The sequence below is a fragment of the Roseibium sp. SCP15 genome, assembly GCF_040329435.1.
Lineage (GTDB): Bacteria > Pseudomonadota > Alphaproteobacteria > Rhizobiales > Stappiaceae > Roseibium.
Genome location: NZ_JBDZYI010000003.1, coordinates 1011968 through 1026711, shown reverse-complemented (window position 1 = coordinate 1026711; position 14744 = coordinate 1011968). Strand labels below are relative to the sequence as shown.

The 14744-nt window shown below is 54.3% G+C and carries 13 protein-coding genes; 4 read left to right on the top strand and 9 right to left on the bottom strand.

The genetic code is table 11. From position 1 onward, the window contains the following. Positions 1-35: 35 nt before the first annotated feature. Complete coding sequence (locus ABLO27_RS18780) at positions 36-1412, bottom strand: MFS transporter (RefSeq protein ID WP_353034667.1); 1377 nt, start codon at positions 1410-1412, stop codon at positions 36-38. Then, complete coding sequence (locus ABLO27_RS18775; RefSeq protein WP_353034666.1) at positions 1409-1972, bottom strand: chalcone isomerase family protein; 564 nt, start codon at positions 1970-1972, stop codon at positions 1409-1411. The genes ABLO27_RS18780 and ABLO27_RS18775 overlap by 4 nt, the downstream gene beginning before the upstream one ends. 305 nt (positions 1973-2277) lie before the next feature. Between ABLO27_RS18775 and clpS the strand changes: the two genes are divergently transcribed. After that, a complete protein-coding gene (gene clpS, locus ABLO27_RS18770) occupies positions 2278-2580 on the top strand; it encodes an ATP-dependent Clp protease adapter ClpS (protein ID WP_353034665.1) in 303 nt (100 codons plus the stop codon). 33 nt (positions 2581-2613) lie between these two features. On the opposite strand, the gene ABLO27_RS18765 is transcribed toward clpS, so the two are convergent. From ABLO27_RS18765 to ABLO27_RS18745, 5 genes are all read right to left on the bottom strand, one after another. Continuing rightward, positions 2614-4776: a cation:dicarboxylate symporter family transporter gene (locus ABLO27_RS18765; RefSeq protein WP_353034664.1), complete on the bottom strand. Its 2163-nt coding sequence runs from the start codon at positions 4774-4776 to the stop codon at positions 2614-2616. 184 nt (positions 4777-4960) lie between these two features. Next, positions 4961-6448 carry a hypothetical protein gene (locus ABLO27_RS18760; RefSeq protein WP_353034663.1) on the bottom strand — a complete coding sequence of 496 codons (1488 nt, stop codon included), beginning with the start codon at positions 6446-6448 and terminating at the stop codon, positions 4961-4963. A gap of 273 nt (positions 6449-6721) precedes the next feature. Further along, positions 6722-7009, bottom strand: a complete 288-nt coding sequence (locus ABLO27_RS18755) for a hypothetical protein (protein WP_353034661.1) — start codon at positions 7007-7009, stop codon at positions 6722-6724. Positions 7010-7176: 167 nt separating this feature from the next. Next, complete coding sequence (locus ABLO27_RS18750; RefSeq protein ID WP_353034660.1) at positions 7177-8178, bottom strand: agmatine deiminase family protein; 1002 nt, start codon at positions 8176-8178, stop codon at positions 7177-7179. Between the two features lie 84 nt (positions 8179-8262). Further along, positions 8263-9162, bottom strand: a complete 900-nt coding sequence (locus ABLO27_RS18745; protein ID WP_353034658.1) for a dienelactone hydrolase family protein — start codon at positions 9160-9162, stop codon at positions 8263-8265. A 378-nt stretch (positions 9163-9540) separates the two neighbouring features. Here ABLO27_RS18745 and ABLO27_RS18740 point away from each other — a divergent pair, with 378 nt between their 5' ends. Beyond that, positions 9541-9828 carry a GIY-YIG nuclease family protein gene (locus ABLO27_RS18740; RefSeq protein WP_353034657.1) on the top strand — a complete coding sequence of 96 codons (288 nt, stop codon included), beginning with the start codon at positions 9541-9543 and terminating at the stop codon, positions 9826-9828. A 23-nt stretch (positions 9829-9851) separates the two neighbouring features. Continuing rightward, positions 9852-9995 carry a hypothetical protein gene (locus ABLO27_RS18735; protein ID WP_353034655.1) on the top strand — a complete coding sequence of 48 codons (144 nt, stop codon included), beginning with the start codon at positions 9852-9854 and terminating at the stop codon, positions 9993-9995. Between the two features lie 306 nt (positions 9996-10301). Here ABLO27_RS18735 and ABLO27_RS18730 read toward each other — a convergent pair whose 3' ends face one another. Further along, entirely contained in the window at positions 10302-11510 is a 1209-nt protein-coding gene (locus tag ABLO27_RS18730) for a DUF1176 domain-containing protein (protein ID WP_353034653.1), read from the bottom strand. 207 nt (positions 11511-11717) lie between these two features. Between ABLO27_RS18730 and ABLO27_RS18725 the strand changes: the two genes are divergently transcribed. Further along, positions 11718-13022 (top strand): adenylate/guanylate cyclase domain-containing protein, encoded by a 1305-nt coding sequence (locus ABLO27_RS18725; protein WP_353034652.1) that lies wholly within the window; start codon positions 11718-11720, stop codon positions 13020-13022. A gap of 55 nt (positions 13023-13077) precedes the next feature. Here the strand turns inward: ABLO27_RS18725 and ABLO27_RS18720 are convergent, their stop codons facing one another. Next, a complete protein-coding gene (locus tag ABLO27_RS18720) occupies positions 13078-14730 on the bottom strand; it encodes a DUF262 domain-containing protein (RefSeq protein WP_353034650.1) in 1653 nt (550 codons plus the stop codon). Between the last annotated feature and the right edge of the window lie 14 nt (positions 14731-14744).

Genomic DNA, 14744 nt, shown 5'->3' with positions numbered 1-14744 from the left:
CAGTTTCCGGCAGATTTGATGAATTTCGGGAAGAGTCACACGGTTGATTTGTTCTGTGCAAGATCTTTTTCAAAGAAGATCAGTCCGCCAAGTGCAACGATCTTGAACAGGCAGGGCAGGCCTGCATAGGTGAAACTCAGTGCGAACTCCAATTCGGAGGTCATTGGTACGTTCGGGTGGTAACCGAAGAGACCCAACAGAGGCAGGGAAAGCCCGGTTGCGATTGCTAGGGCGGATTTGGACAGGAACGCCATAACAGAAAACAGGCGTGAGGCCTCCTGCTGACGGTGGTCGGCTTCGATATGGTCTGCCAGAATTGCCGGAGGCAACGCCAAATCCGCTCCAAGAGCGAGCCCTGACAGCATGCAGATCAGACCATAGGTAATCAGGTCTCCCTGACCCAGAAATGCCGCCCAGAAAAAAGTTGCGACAGCAGCACCCAGCGAAATCTGCCAGGCCCGAAGTTTGCCTGACCTTCGGGCAAGGCGGGTCCAGAACGGCATCGAAAGCGCGCCGCTGAGGAAATAGACCAGCAGAAAGAGCCCTGTATAAGCTTCTGCGTTCAGCCGGTCGCGGACGAAGAACAGAACCAGGACTGCCGGAATGGCGCTGGCGAAGGTGTTGAGGAAAACCGTACCGAAAAAAAGCGCACGCCACCGGTCCTTCAAGAGCGCTCGCCAGCCGGCGCGCTGCCGGGTCGGCACCGGAGCCTCCATTGGGACCTCCCGCATCCACCTGAGGAGCAGCCAGCAGGCGATGCCGAGAAGAGGCAGATACAAAAGCGTCAGCCAATGGAAGGCGTCTGCCGGACTGAAGGCTCTGGCCAAAAGCGGCGGCGTAATGGCCGCAACCAGAAGGCCGAGCAGTCCGACAGCCTCCCGGCCGGCAGTAATCCGGGTGCGTTCGGCGGGCCCTGTCAGCCAAAGCCCTCCGAGAGTTTGAAAGTTGATGGAAACAACGGAAAAGCCGGTTGTGCAGATGAGGACCGAGGCTGCAAACCAGGCAACTGTTGCTTGTGAAGAGGGATGAAAGAGCATCCAGAAACCGGCTCCAAGCAGGATTGCGCCGGTAATGACAATGTAATTCCTGTACTTGTGGAACCTGTCGCTCAGGCTGCCGATGAACGGATCCTGGATCGCATCGACAAGCCTCAGGGCAAGGAGAACAGATCCGAGTACCGCCAAGGGAACTTGCTGAGTGACGGCATAAAAGTCAGGCGCGTGCAAATAGATCGGCAGGCCGGCGAACGCCAGGGGGAAGGCGATTGCACTGTAGGTGGCAAGGCTGGAGGTCGAAATCGGCTGGGAGACTGCTGCGTTTTCCGGCCAACCAACCGTCCTTTGGGGGCGGTGCTCACTGAAAAGCTGATCAGTCGAATTGACTTCGTTGAGGCCGCCTTGGTCTCCTGTCACGAACCGGCCCCGACGAGTTTTGCACGCAATCTCGGGTTCCGGGTGTTGTTGCCCAGCCAGATTGCAAAGAATCTGCGGGTGAAAGCCGGATCGCTGATCGTGCCGATCTTTCGACTTCCCAGATAGAAAACGGAACTGCCGCTAGCAGTTCGCACACCTGTTATGGATTGTCCCGCAGAGACATTGGGGAAGATCGACTGCATCTTCTTGCCCCAGGCTTCTAGTTGCGTCTGGGAGACACCGCCCTGCCGCTTGATTTCATCGACGGAACTTTCGGCGATCTTCTTTCCCTTGAAATTGCGAAGGTAAGTCAGTTTGAGCGCGAACGGAGCGCCGGAGCTGTAGGTGCCTTTGGGGGCGTAAAGCTCCGCATCAAACATCTTGAAACCGAGATAGGTCATGCGGCCTTTTCCAACCAGCTGGGCTGACGGTACTGTGCGGACAGCGGGACCGGTGTCCGCAAACGCGGGTTGCAAAAGAAAGGGCGCTATTGCAAAGGCAAGAACGGTAAGGGCAAAAATCGATCCTCGAATGACTGCATTCATCTGGCGAGACAACATGGACAATACCTCCGGACTTCTGACAGCCGCCTTATGCTGTCCTACGCCGGAGAAGCGCACTCGGATCTGCTTCGATTTTGCCAATCTTGAAGCACGTCATGTTTTCTTCGATATTGCGTTGCATTATAATGCGCAGATATCCAAATGCGCCTGCCGGAAAACCAGAGACAGCATCAGGTTTCCAGGGCGAGCAGCATTTGAGCAATAAAGTGCCGGGAAAACCGGCGTCGATTCCAGAGAAATGGTGAGCTCTCACCTGAAGTTAACTGGGCCTCTGAACAGGGGGACAAGCTTAGGCCAGTGCAATGAGCAATATTGATCTAAAACCGAAATTTCAGAAGAAGACCAAGGTTCAAAAACCGAAACTCTACAAGGTCGTTCTTCTAAATGATGACTACACACCGCGTGAATTTGTTGTCCTTGTTCTCAAGGGAGAGTTCCGGCTGGACAATGCACAGGCCGAGGTCGTGATGATGACTGCCCACCAGAAGGGCGCCTGTGTCGTTTCGGTCTATCCGCGCGATGTCGCCGAAACCAAGGCAACCAGGGCAATCGATGCAGCCGCGCAGGTGGGTTATCCGCTGAAGTTCACGGTGGAACCGGAATAAACCGTTTCAATCTCGAACGGTCCTGACTGGTTCTTACCGGGTTCCGTCCGATTGCGCCGGATCGATCCAGCGGCGTGCCATATCCTGCAAGACGCCATGCTCGTTCGACAGGTCCATCCAGTAGTTGAAATATGCAGCTAATCCCGGTGAGGACGGCGGCATGAGATAGGCGAACAGGAACCTTGTTGCCGTGTCTTCGGGAACCACGGCCGAGTAACCTTCAAGTGAAATTGCCAGGGCCCTGGCCTGTTCCCTGGTCCACAGAGCAGCATCGACGTCAGTGAGAGACTGCAGGTTGCTATAGTCCTTGACGACCTTGATCTTCGCTTCGGGGAAGCTTCGTTTCGCCAGGGGGATCAAGACGGGATCGTCGAAGACGGCCAGTGTCAGGTCCTTGTTCGCGGTAATGATCTCGCCAGACTTGAAATCCTCGATACGGTTGCTTTTCACGATGAACGCCAGAGGGTTCTCGAAATAGGGGTTGCTGACCGTGAGTGTCTCTTGCCGATCATCGGTAATGTACAGTCCGCCGACGGCGATATCGAAGTTCTTCTGCTTGAGATCCGCGGCAAGGCTTTGCCAGTTGTAGGGTACAAATACCAGCTCGACATTCATGCTTTGCGCGAAGCGGTACATCATTTCCACGTCGTAGCCGACCAGCCTGCCATCATTGTTTTCATAGGCAAAGGGCATGACATTCGGATTGATGCCGACGCGCAAGACGTTTGTCGCTTGTATCCGCGCAATCGTGTTCAAGGTTTCGTCCGCGTTTGCGCCAGACGGTGTTGTTTTCTCCGTGGTTTCGGCCGGACGAAGTCGCGAAGTCAGGTTCGCATCGCTCAAGGTCTGCAGATAATCCGGCAGACCCGCTGCGCGGTAACTGATTTCGGAATGAAGCGGCGCGTGTGATCCTCCCCAGCGGCCGATCGCCCATATGCCTGAAAAAGCAACGGCTGAAACGGCAATCGTCAGGATGAGCGCTCGGGCGTTGAAGCGGATCTTGCCGTAAAACAGAAACGTGATCAGCGTCGTGACGAAAGCAAATGCGGAAACAGATGTGATCACCTGGCCGTATCGGGTAATCGCCATGGTTTCCACGTAAAGGCCTGTCGTTCCTTCCGGCAGACCGAGCCAGTTAGCCATGAATGTAACGGCGCCTATGGAAGATGTCGGTGATCCGATACCTGAAAGGAGCGTGACGAACGGTATCTCGATCAGCTGTTGCCGTTCGATCGGCAGATAGTAATAGAAGGCCGCGTAGATCAGGAAGACCATGATGAAGAAGTTGCCGATCTGCGCGAGGGGATAACTCACCGACAGAGAGGTCTCTATGATTTCCTTCTTCTGATGGCTCTCGTCGTGGTCGTCTCCCAGTCTTTCGGCAAATTTCTGCGTGGCCTGCTGCAACAAGGGCAATGCCGCAACGGAGAGCGAGGTTACGATTGCGATGATGAACGCCTCCCGCAATCCTGACAGGATCTCGCGATACGACAAGGGCAGGAAAACGGTCAGGAGCATGGGAAACACCCAGAACGCCAGGACCAGAGCACTCAGCAGGACAACCGCGATATAGATCGAGAGGGCGGCGAAGCCGGTGAGGCTGACCGAACTGATGGATTCAGCAAAAAGAGCGCACACGCCAATTGGAGCAAGGTAGACGATCCAGCCCCAAATGCGGATGCACGCATTGCGAATGATCGTGAGCATGTCCAACAGCGCTGTCGGGCGAACGCTGTGCTGGATCGCAATACCGAATATCACGCCCATCAGGACAACGGATGGAATGTAGTTCTGGCTCAACGCCTCGAAGAAATTGTCAGGAATGAGCAGGTCTACCAGAGACTTCACCGAGCCCTTGTCGCTGGGGAGGGTGGCGGAAAAATCAACGATCCTTGTCTTGTCCACGAGCGGGACAGTTGAAGCGGCCAGTGCAAGAAAGAAGAAGCTCACCAGCCAGAGGAGCAGGTAGACCGGCCAGCTTTTTCTGAACAGCGTGATGGCAATATTCGGCGACAACCTGCCGAGACCCAGAAGCAGCGAAGAGACCAGATAAGGCAGGACCACCACTTCCATGAGCCGGATATAGGCGTCGCCAAAGGGTTGAAGAATAACGGTGAGTGAAGGACTGAACGACCCGATTACGATCCCGATTGTTCCACCGACAAGAACCAGCAGGGGCAGCAATCCGACATTCACAGGCGAGGCTCCTCAACTTCATGCGGACCCGATCAGCATGGTGAGGGCATTTTGGGTCCTCTCAGTAGAGAACCGTAACAGATTCAACGTGAAATGAATAATTCAGGCCTCCTGCGGGTTCGCAAAGGAACGGGCGGGAGGCCTGGAAAGTCTGGAGCCGCGCCGCGATTCGGCGCAGATGCACTTAATCGCGCAGTTTGACGATCTTGTCGTCGCCACCGGAAGGATCATCATCCGGTGTGTCCTCTTCAGACGCGCCTGATTCGGAAACGATATCCATCGGCTGATAGTCGCTCCCAAGCGGTTCCGTGATGCCAAGTTCTGCAGCCGGGTCGTAGCCGTCGGTCAGGCCGAGTTCCTCGGCAGGGCCTTTGCCTTCCATGGCCATCTGATAATTGGCGATCACCGACTTCAACTGGAGGATCTGCTCGTTGGCTGTGTCCACCTGGATCTTGTAGCGCTGCAGACGTTTGTTCTCATCCACCAGATCTTCCAGATTGTCGGCGAATTTCTGGTTCTGATTGCGCTGGTGATTGAGGTCGGTGAGGGCCGAATTGTAGCGCAGGTTCAGTTCGCGCAGCTTGGCGGTGGTCGCCATCAGTTCTGTGCGATCTTTCTCGTGGTTCTTCTGTGCACTGTCGAGCAGGTGTTCGATTTCCTGCATACGTTTCAACAGATCGCGCCCACGTTCCTTCAAGGTGGAATTCTCGCGGGCCATGTCCTGAAGCGACTGCGCGCCGATACGGCGCTGCGAGGACAGGTTCTCGATCTCTGCGTTCAGCGCGTAGACTTCATTGTCGTGCTTGCGCTGTTCTTCTTCCAGGCGGTTCTTCGCGTAGACCAGTTCCTGGTTGGCAACATCGAGATGGGACTTCAGGTCGATGTTATCGTTTCTGAACTCGACCAGTTCGCGCTTGGCAGCTTCCAGCTCGCTTGTGGACTGGTTGTTCTTGCGGACCTCGTCTTCCAGCAACTGCGCGCTTTCGGAAAGGTTCTGCTGCAGTTCCTTTTCACGATGCCTGACGGCTTCCAGGTCCGAACTCAGTCCTTCGGCCTGGGTCTCCAGGGTTTCGTGCTTGGCTTTCAGGTCGTTGAACTGGCCCGACAGGTCCGAGTTTATCGCGTTGACTTCAACCAGCTTGGCGCTTTGCAGCCGGTACTCGTCATTGACCTTCTTGTTGTTGTCACGGATCGTGACAATGTCGTTGCGGGCCGTTTCCAGAGCCGTGCGGGTTTCCGTGGAGCGCTTGCGCAGGGAATGAACTTCCGCCTGAGCGTCTTCCAGCTGAGTGGTCAGGGTTTTGACCTTGTGCTCGGCATCCAGAAGATCCGTTGAAATCTTGGCGTTTTCCGACTTCAGCCGGACCTCCGTCTCCACGGTATGGCGGGAGGCCTCGATGTACTCCGCCATCATGCGGATGCTGGTCTGGCTTTCCACCGCAAAGGCGGCCATCTGGTCGAAGGTCTGATTGAGCCCGCCGACCCGGGACTTCAGCCCGTCCAGGTGGTTCATCTTTTCCTGCATTTTCAGGGCAAAGGGAGACAGTTGTTCCACATTTGCGACCGGTTCAGTCACCTGTACGGCCTCTTGTACCTCGACTGTTTCCGTCTTTGTCTCGATCCGCTGTTCCTGGTCTCCACCTGGACGCGGGGACTTCGAGAAAATGCCCATTCCTGTCTCCTGCCTTCAACGCCGGCGCCGCTCCGGCGTAATGCGTCAATTTCTTAATTCTTTATTAACCTATGTGGCTCCGGCGATTCAACGACTCGCATGAGCGGCAGGGAGGATACCTTGTGAAGTGTTACCTCAAAAAGACAGATATCCCCGGCATTTTAACGGAATTGCCCAAATGGTTAACGTGCAAGCGTCTGCATGAAACGTCCGTGCAGAGGGAATCGCCCGCGAGTCGGGGTCGAAGAAGGGATAATCCGGGGACGCGCGAATTTACTGGCCTTGAAGCCCGCGCTTCAGGTCTTCAAGGTTCAGCACCGGAATGATGTCGATTTCGGCGCTGAGACTTTGCATGAGGGGTTCGTTGTAACGCGTCAGGTTGGCCTGATCGGCTTCCTCGAAGAAAAGCGCGCCCGCGCGCATGCCATCTTTCATATAGAAATAGGACTCATAGGCACCGGTATCCTTGATCAGCTTGTCGATTGCAGCTCCGATGTCGCCTGCTGCTCCGGCCTTGTTGCCGGCATCTGTCGGGATCTTGAAAGTCATCATCAAACGCATTTTCAGTCTCCTGCAAAAGGGCCTGCCAAGGCTTGTCAGCAGGGCACAGTGAAAAGGCATACGATCGGCAATGGTGTCCGCGTCTTGCGAACACCTCATTTAAGCAGACTTTGGAATGGGGGCAAAGCGACAGCAAAGGACAGGGATGTCAAAGCGGCGCGAGGCGATCAGCGCGAAGCCAGTTCCGGCTGGTCGTTGGTGACGCAGTGAATGCCACCGCCGCCATCGGCGATTGACCAGGCATCGATCAGATACACCTGTCGCCCCGGGAAGAACCGGTTCAACCGTTTCTCCAGATCCCTGTCGGCTTCAGCCTCCAGTTCGCTCATGGCAACAACATATCCGTCGCCGACCAGCCAATTGACATCACCCGGATACCATTCGACCTTGAAACCGGCGGCTTCAAGGTCCCTGGCCAGACGCAGCTCGGAATCTTCTTCGGTATCTGCAATGGCAACGGTGGTGGCGTTGATGAACCGCGCCGCGCCGTCGATATGTCCAGTGGTCAGATCGTCCGGGTGATGGCCATAGGACCAGATGATCTGGTTGAGGCCGAGAGCTTCCTTCAGGATCTGTTCGTGTTCTGCCTTGGTGAGGCCCGGATTTCGCTGATCCTGGCAATCCCAGTTGAGCATCGCGACGCCTGCGCCATTGACCTCAAGATTACCTTTTTCCAGCACATAATCCGTCAGATCCTCGACCTCCAGACCGAGCAGTTTGCCGACACGAACGGGCACCTTGTTGTCCTGGCGATACTCCGCGCCGGTCGTGCCGTCCCAACCGTTAAAGGACCAGTTCTGGATCCAGGTCTCCTTGCCGTCCGTCAGATAAATCGGTCCGTTGTCTCGCATCCAGGCGTTGTCGATCGGGACCAGGTGCCAGCTGATATTGGTGTCCGAAACGCCGCGCTTTTCCAGAAAACGACGCGCAGCCTTCTGTTCCTTTTCAGAGCTTGCCAGCAAATTGAGCTTTTCGTGCTTTTGAACGGAGCGGATGATGTCGGCAAATGCCGGTCGCATCGACTTTTCGTAGTTGCCCGGCCATTGCATCCAGATGGCGGCCTGTGGTTCCCATTCCGCCGGCACCCGGTAACTTGCCGCCTCAGCCATGGAAGGCAACAGCAGGCTGGCAAGGACAGTACCCAGGGCGAGCGTTCTCAATGACGGCATCTGCTTTTCTCATTGTTCCGATATCCGTTGACGAGCAACCACTTAAGCAGACCCTCGGCAGCAAACAAGTGGAGAAAACGGCATTTACTTCATCAGTTGCGCTTCCAGAAACGTTCTAACTTCTTCGCTCGCACGGTCGGCTGCCGGTTTGCTGAAACCAAGCACACCGCCATTCGCGGCGAAGCGGTCCGGATTGATGACCGAGGCCGGAACGGCTTTGGGCGGTCCAAATTCAGGAATATCGAAACCGTGGACCGCGTCTTCCAGCAGAATGGTCGTGACAGGAAACTCATCGTTGCTGGTGGCGGCCTCGACGCGTTCGCAGACCGTGTTGTCGACCCAGCTGTCGTCTTGACCGCCGACGATCAGGATCGGCCCTTTGTGCGGACCGCGTGCAAACGAGCAGAATGGATAAAGCGCAACGCCGGCGGCAAACCCGGTATCGAAGAACTGGGCGAAGCCTTCATATTGCAGTGTGCTCAGGGGGATGAGACCAAGACGTGACCAGGACATGATGCCGATCCGGTCAGGGTCGATCTGCGGCTGCTTGGCAAGATGGCTCAGCGCGCCTATGGCCGCGAGGGAGCCACGCTTCCAGTCGAGAGCGGGGATTTCCGCGTCGTCTGGCAGATAGTCGGGAGGCTGGCAGCGGGAGAAGGTGAGCGTGGCATAGCCCCACTGGTCGAGGCGATCCAGCCACGGGTCATAAAAGGAAGCATCATGACAGGTCCGGACCACGACCATGGCAGGATGCGGGCCTTGCCCTATCGGAAGACGGAGCTTTCCAGTGAAGGTACCCTGGGAGATGTTTCGTGCATCCGGAGGCAGCCGCTTCTTCTGAAGCGGTGTCAGCGGGGCACGGGGCAGCTCAAACTCAACAGGCTGGTTTTGGGCTGATTGGCCGGACGTCACGCCCATTGGCCAGATCATGGCAAACGCGCATGCAAGCATCAGACGCCAACGGCACTCCCGGAAACAAAACATCACTTCCTCCCTTTGCAGCGCCTTGCCTTTTCCCGGCAATGTTCACTTGGGCAAAAGAGTGCCGGGAAACGGGGATAGGGGCAAGCATTCTGGGAAAAGGAGCTCGCGTTGCTCGCGCTGACATCTGGATTCCGGATCACGCGATGGCACTGGCGTGCCACGCTGTCCGGAATGACGGGAGGCCGTGCAGGCCATGAGCTTTTGCCCTTCACACGGTCATTCCGGGCCAGAGAGGCGAAGCCGAGCGCCGATCCGGAATCCAGATGTCCTTCGCGCGGTCAGCGCGGCTTTGCAAAAATCTGAAGATACGCAACTCGAGATCACTACTCGCAAGAGTTATTAATTGTAATTTGTTCAATAGCACTCAATGATTGTTTCATGTCTGCCCGCGTCTACATTCTCGCCTCCGATCGAAACGGCACATTGTACATCGGAGTGACTTCGGATTTGCCGCGCAGGGTCTTTGAGCATCAAAACGGTCTGATAGGCGGATTTACCAAGACATACGACGTGAAGCGCCTCGTTTATGCGGAGGAGCACGAACGCATCGATGAGGCGATTGCACGGGAAAAGCAGCTCAAAAACTGGAAGCGTGCCTGGAAAATCGACCTGATTGAGAACAGCAATCCGGACTGGCGGGATCTGTCCGAGACCCTGTTGTTCTAACGGATTTCTCTCGGTGTTGTTTAATGAAAGTGGAGCTCGCGTTGCTCGCGCTGACATCTGGATTCCGGATCACGCGATGGCTCTTGCGTGCCACGCTGTCCGGAATGACGGAAGGCGGTGCAGGCCATGCGCCCTTTACGTTTCACACCGTCATTCCGGACCAGTGAGGCGAAACCGAATGCCGATCTGGAATCCAAAAATCGTTCGCGCGAAGTGCGTGCCTTCGAATAGGTTTGAGCTTTTGCGAGGTTTGGAGCTCGCGTTGCTCGCGCTCATATCTGGATTCCGGATCATGTGATGGCACTGGCGTGCCACGCTGTCCGGAATGACCACGAAAATGTGGTGAGATCAGAAAAGCGTCACTGCAAGGCACACCGTCATTCCGGACCAGTGAGGCGAAGCCGAGTGCCGATCCGGAATCCAGATATCATTCGCGCGATTAGTGCGGCATTCTTCAAGAGGACACCGTTTCTTTAGTCTCCCATCTCGGCAATGGTCCAGCTGAGTGGCCAGCCCTCCGGTGGGCCGGTGATGCCGTCGCAGTTGGATTTTTCCAGATATTCGACCAGAGCATATTGTCCAGACTCCGCCTCGAATTCGTGACGCTCAAATGCACCGCAGTCGTAGTTGGGAGAATAGTAGGTCGTCCCGGTGATCTGACCGCTGTCCGGGTCATAGAAGAGATTGTTGACCAGGCTGTGATTGGGCTGGTTGAAGCTGGGAGGCGTTTCGAATTCAAAGGTCTCGTCATTAGCCGGGGCGAAGGGGACGTGCCAGGTGATGTAGTAGGGCACGTTGGCATCGGCCATGCTGCACGGAACCACCCAGACCTCCACATCGCCGACGGCGTGCAATTGTGCGCCGAAGGCCGGCACGCTTTCCTGAAGATCACAATTGAGCGTTCGATAGCCGACCATCTGCACCTGATCGGGGATTTCATTGACGTTGTAGAACAAACCGTTCGACGCACCTGGACTGCTGCCGATGACATCCTGCGACGGCATGACCGGCGGCGGCAGATCATTCGCGGGAACTGCGGGAGCGGGTGCCGCCGATGCCGTGCTTTGAGACGACTGCGCAGGGGATGACGCGCTTTTTGATGTTGAGGATGCCGAAGCGAAGGTGACAGACTTGTCCGACGGCAGGCCACCCCAGGCCACAATGGCATCCAGCCGGCCGATGCGTCCCTGTTCCTCGTCCATTTTCAAAAGGGCATGGGTGAGGCCGTTCAACGTGACCTGGTAGGTGAGGGTGCCGGTTGCGCCGCCGAACTCGATCTGAACGGCAGCATCTTTGCCCATTCGCAGTTTCTCGATCAACTCGCGGTCCGACACGCCGCCGAATGTCATCTCGTTGCCGGTGTAGATCTTGGAGGCTTTGCCGAAGTAGCCGTAGTTTTCTTCGTCCAGGCTTTCAATTTCGATCCGCGCCCGCATGCCCGTTTCGAGTGTCGTCTTCGGACGGAAGGTCACGTAGACCTGCGAATCCGGCTTCGCTCCCCGTTCAACCTTGAGCCGGAAGGCCTCGTCATTGGAGCCTTTGCCATTGGTCTCGGCAACGCAGTAATTCTTGTCGTTGCACCGGACCGACCAGTCGCCGAAGCTGGTTGAGGCAAGCTCGGCCGATGCTGTTCCAACCGCAAGCAAAGATGTTCCGGCAGCGCAAAGAATTCGATAGATCACATCATTCCCCCGACTTCGCCATCATCGGTGATGGCCGTCTCCCCGGGAGAGCATGACGGGAACGATGGGGAAGTCAATCAGGTGCTCAGAGGAGAAAGCGGCCCGCAATTGCTACCGCTGTCTTGGCAGAGAGTGCGCCCGTCTTTGGTCATGCCTTTCCTGCGTGAACCGTCTGACCTATCCTTTCGGGAGAAAAGGTACCTGCCATTGAACATCATTTCCTCCAAAATTCCAGTATCTCCGCCGGATGGTCAGCGCCTCGAAAGGGCTGAGCGACAAGGGCTGCGCCTGGCGATTATCTGCCGAACGGTGGCCATTGGTGCCGCGTTTCTCTGGGTTGCCTCGTCCTGGTTCTTTCTGGATTACACCCCAAGTCCCTGGGTGTTCATTTCTCTTGGCGCCTATACGGCCATAGGAATTGCCCATGCGTGCGTCATCGGAACCCGCTTCGACCGCAGCTGGATGAAATACGCGATCTACATGGTGGACACGCTCGGCATTTGCGCGGCCTTCGCACTCTTTCCGATCAGCCAGGGAGCCGAGATACCCCAGATCATCGCGTTTCGTGCCTATGGCATTTACTACCTGTTTCCGGTGATCGCCATGGCGACGCTGTCCTTGTCACCATTGCTGGTTCTATGGACCGGAACTGTCGCTGTCGCCGGGTGGTGGACCGTGTTCCTGCTGATCACCTCCGGGATGGAGCGCACGCTTTCCTGGGCTGACCTCGCCCCGGCACCGTCCCGTGCGGATTATGAAAACATCTTTCTGTCGATCGATTTCATCGGCCGCGGCAACCGGGTGGAGGAGACCGGTTTTCTGTTCATCGCGACGGCCATTCTGGCTCTTGCGGTTTTAAGAGCTCGTCAGGTGTTCCAGGCGCAGGTCAGAGCTCAGGCGGAGCGCGAACGCATTGCCGCAACACTCGGACGATATGTGCCCGAGGCCATCGCGAAACGGCTCATCGACAATCCTGCTGCGCTGAAGCCGCAGGAACGGCATGCCGCGATCCTGGTCATGGATATTGCCGGTTTCACCGCCTACTCATCCAAACGAAGTCCGACGGAAGTGATCGAACGCCTGAATGATTTTCTCGCAGGCTGTGCCGACATCACTGGAAGGCACAATGGCGTTGTCATCCAGTTCACGGGAGACGGCCTGATGGCTTCGTTCGGAACGCCGATCGACAGCGACAACCCGGAACGCCAGTCAGTTGCCGCAAGTGAGGAACTGGTCGCACAGGCGCGCCAGTCCGGCTTCTCGGTCCGCATCGGTCTCGCCGCCGGTCCGGTCGCATCCGGCAGCATCGGCTCTTCCGACCGTCAGGCTTTCACGGTCTATGGCGATACGGTCAATCGCGCCGCCCGGCTGGAGGCACATGCCAAGGTGTTGAACAGATCCATTCTGCTTGACCGAGCCGTTGCAATTAGTCTTGGAAGCGAACTTGACCAGTTCGACGATCAAAGCCTGCCGGGATTGTCACAGGCAATCACGGTTTATGCGACCGGCTGAGTATCTCGATACTGGCGACATTGAGGGGAGTTCGACAACGTGCCGATGAGAATAGCTATTGTAGATTCCTTAAAAAAATGTCCGCAGCTTCATCAGTCCATCTCTTGATTGTTTCTTGAGTCCACTCACTTTCGGAGCATACTTGATTGGACCTTGGATAGTCGGACACTCGTTGTGTTAGGTAAGTACTCTTTTTTTCTTCAAAATCTCGGTTAGACGCTGTTGAATTTTTGGATTTACTAATTAAAACCAGATTTCCAATCGAATTCACGTAATTTTGCATGTCTTCCTTATCGTGAGACTTTAGCCAATTACTATCTTCTGCAGGATTTTGAGGTAGTACATGCTCAATTGATTTTGCTTCAATGTACTGTGGTCTTTCAAGTTCAGATTTTAACAATTCTAGTCTTAATAGAACGTATTTTTTGTATCCAGCATTGTATAGGTTTACGTTAGTTACACCTTGAATAATGTTTTCTTCCGAGTATTTAAGCGAGGAAATAACATCATGTGTATCTTCGGTTTTTTCGATAGACTTTAGAATATCCGTGTATTGTGCGTACCTTTCGTCTTTTCTGACGCCGCCAAACCATTGCTCTAGGTATATTTTTTCAAGTTGATAGATGAATTCAAGTAGATTTGTGTTTCCAAATTTTATGCAATAGTATAATATGCAGGCTTTCCATTCTGATGCTTGAAATTCAGTTTGCATAATGAATATTAAGCTTCTGTATTCGGCATTTTCAATTCCATCAATATCTAATATGTCTTTGTCGACAAAAATTCTTTTGTAAAAATCTGTGTATTTTTTTACTTCTTCAAAGAAAGTTATTCCGCGATGGATGAGTGGTGGTCTCGCTCGGAATATCCGACGTTCAAATTCCTTGAGTAGATCACCCTGAGGCTTCTCCTTGACTGTTATTAATCTTATTAAGAAAAACACTTCTTCAAAAGTGTCCGCTCCGAGATCTTCTTCGGTTTCTTGCCAGGTTCTTGCGATTGTTCGTCTTTGAGAATCTGAAGCAATAAATTCAGGGCTCAAATTCTGAGCTTTCAGAATATCAATTCTGCGTAGTTTCTTCCCTCTGTCATTTACAATTGAGAACAGTCGAAAGGCGTCATCGAACGATGACGTTGAAAGACGTATTATAATGCAGTTCTGATTTACAAAGAATACAAAGTCTTCAAGTTCTTTCTGAGACAAGGGCGATAAGCTGTGATGAAAAATATCGATCGCTGTTTTGTATCGCCAGTGAGGTTCTTTGTTCTTGTCAGCTCCGAACTCGAGTTTTGTTCCGCCAGGAGTTAGAATGTGCTGATTAAATACTTCGATGTCCCTGACTTCAATTCGCTCTTTTCGCGAGATTTTATTAAGTCTGCTCGCTTCCTGTACGATTTTTTCTTGGATATCATTCTGTATGTCTTCTGCTTCGATCAGATCACGTAGACAGGCAAATAAGATGATTAGCGATGTTGCCCTTTGTTGTCCATCAACTATGTCATAGACAATGTCGTCATTGATCTTATGAAGTACTACCGTGCCAAGGAAATACTGCTCATCCTTATCGGCGTTTATCAAGTCGTCTATTATATCTTCAAAGTTATCTTCGTCCCAGGAGAATGGCCTCTGGTATTCCGGAACTCTGAAAAAGTTTCGTCCTGAGAATAAATCTCCGACAGAAACTTTTTCTCCATCTAGATCTTTCATTTGATCACCTTAAA

Excerpts from the sequence above, each read along its gene's own strand:
- ABLO27_RS18775 (WP_353034666.1), bottom strand. The coding sequence starts at position 1,972 with ATGTTGTCTCGCCAGATGAATGCAGTCATTCGAGGATCGATTTTTGCC.
- clpS (WP_353034665.1), top strand. The coding sequence starts at position 2,278 with ATGAGCAATATTGATCTAAAACCGAAATTTCAGAAGAAGACCAAGGTT.
- ABLO27_RS18760 (WP_353034663.1), bottom strand. The coding sequence starts at position 6,448 with ATGGGCATTTTCTCGAAGTCCCCGCGTCCAGGTGGAGACCAGGAACAG.
- ABLO27_RS18755 (WP_353034661.1), bottom strand. The coding sequence starts at position 7,009 with ATGCGTTTGATGATGACTTTCAAGATCCCGACAGATGCCGGCAACAAG.
- ABLO27_RS18750 (WP_353034660.1), bottom strand. The coding sequence starts at position 8,178 with ATGCCGTCATTGAGAACGCTCGCCCTGGGTACTGTCCTTGCCAGCCTG.
- ABLO27_RS18745 (WP_353034658.1), bottom strand. The coding sequence starts at position 9,162 with ATGTTTTGTTTCCGGGAGTGCCGTTGGCGTCTGATGCTTGCATGCGCG.
- ABLO27_RS18740 (WP_353034657.1), top strand. The coding sequence starts at position 9,541 with ATGTCTGCCCGCGTCTACATTCTCGCCTCCGATCGAAACGGCACATTG.
- ABLO27_RS18735 (WP_353034655.1), top strand. The coding sequence starts at position 9,852 with ATGAAAGTGGAGCTCGCGTTGCTCGCGCTGACATCTGGATTCCGGATC.
- ABLO27_RS18720 (WP_353034650.1), bottom strand. The coding sequence starts at position 14,730 with ATGAAAGATCTAGATGGAGAAAAAGTTTCTGTCGGAGATTTATTCTCA.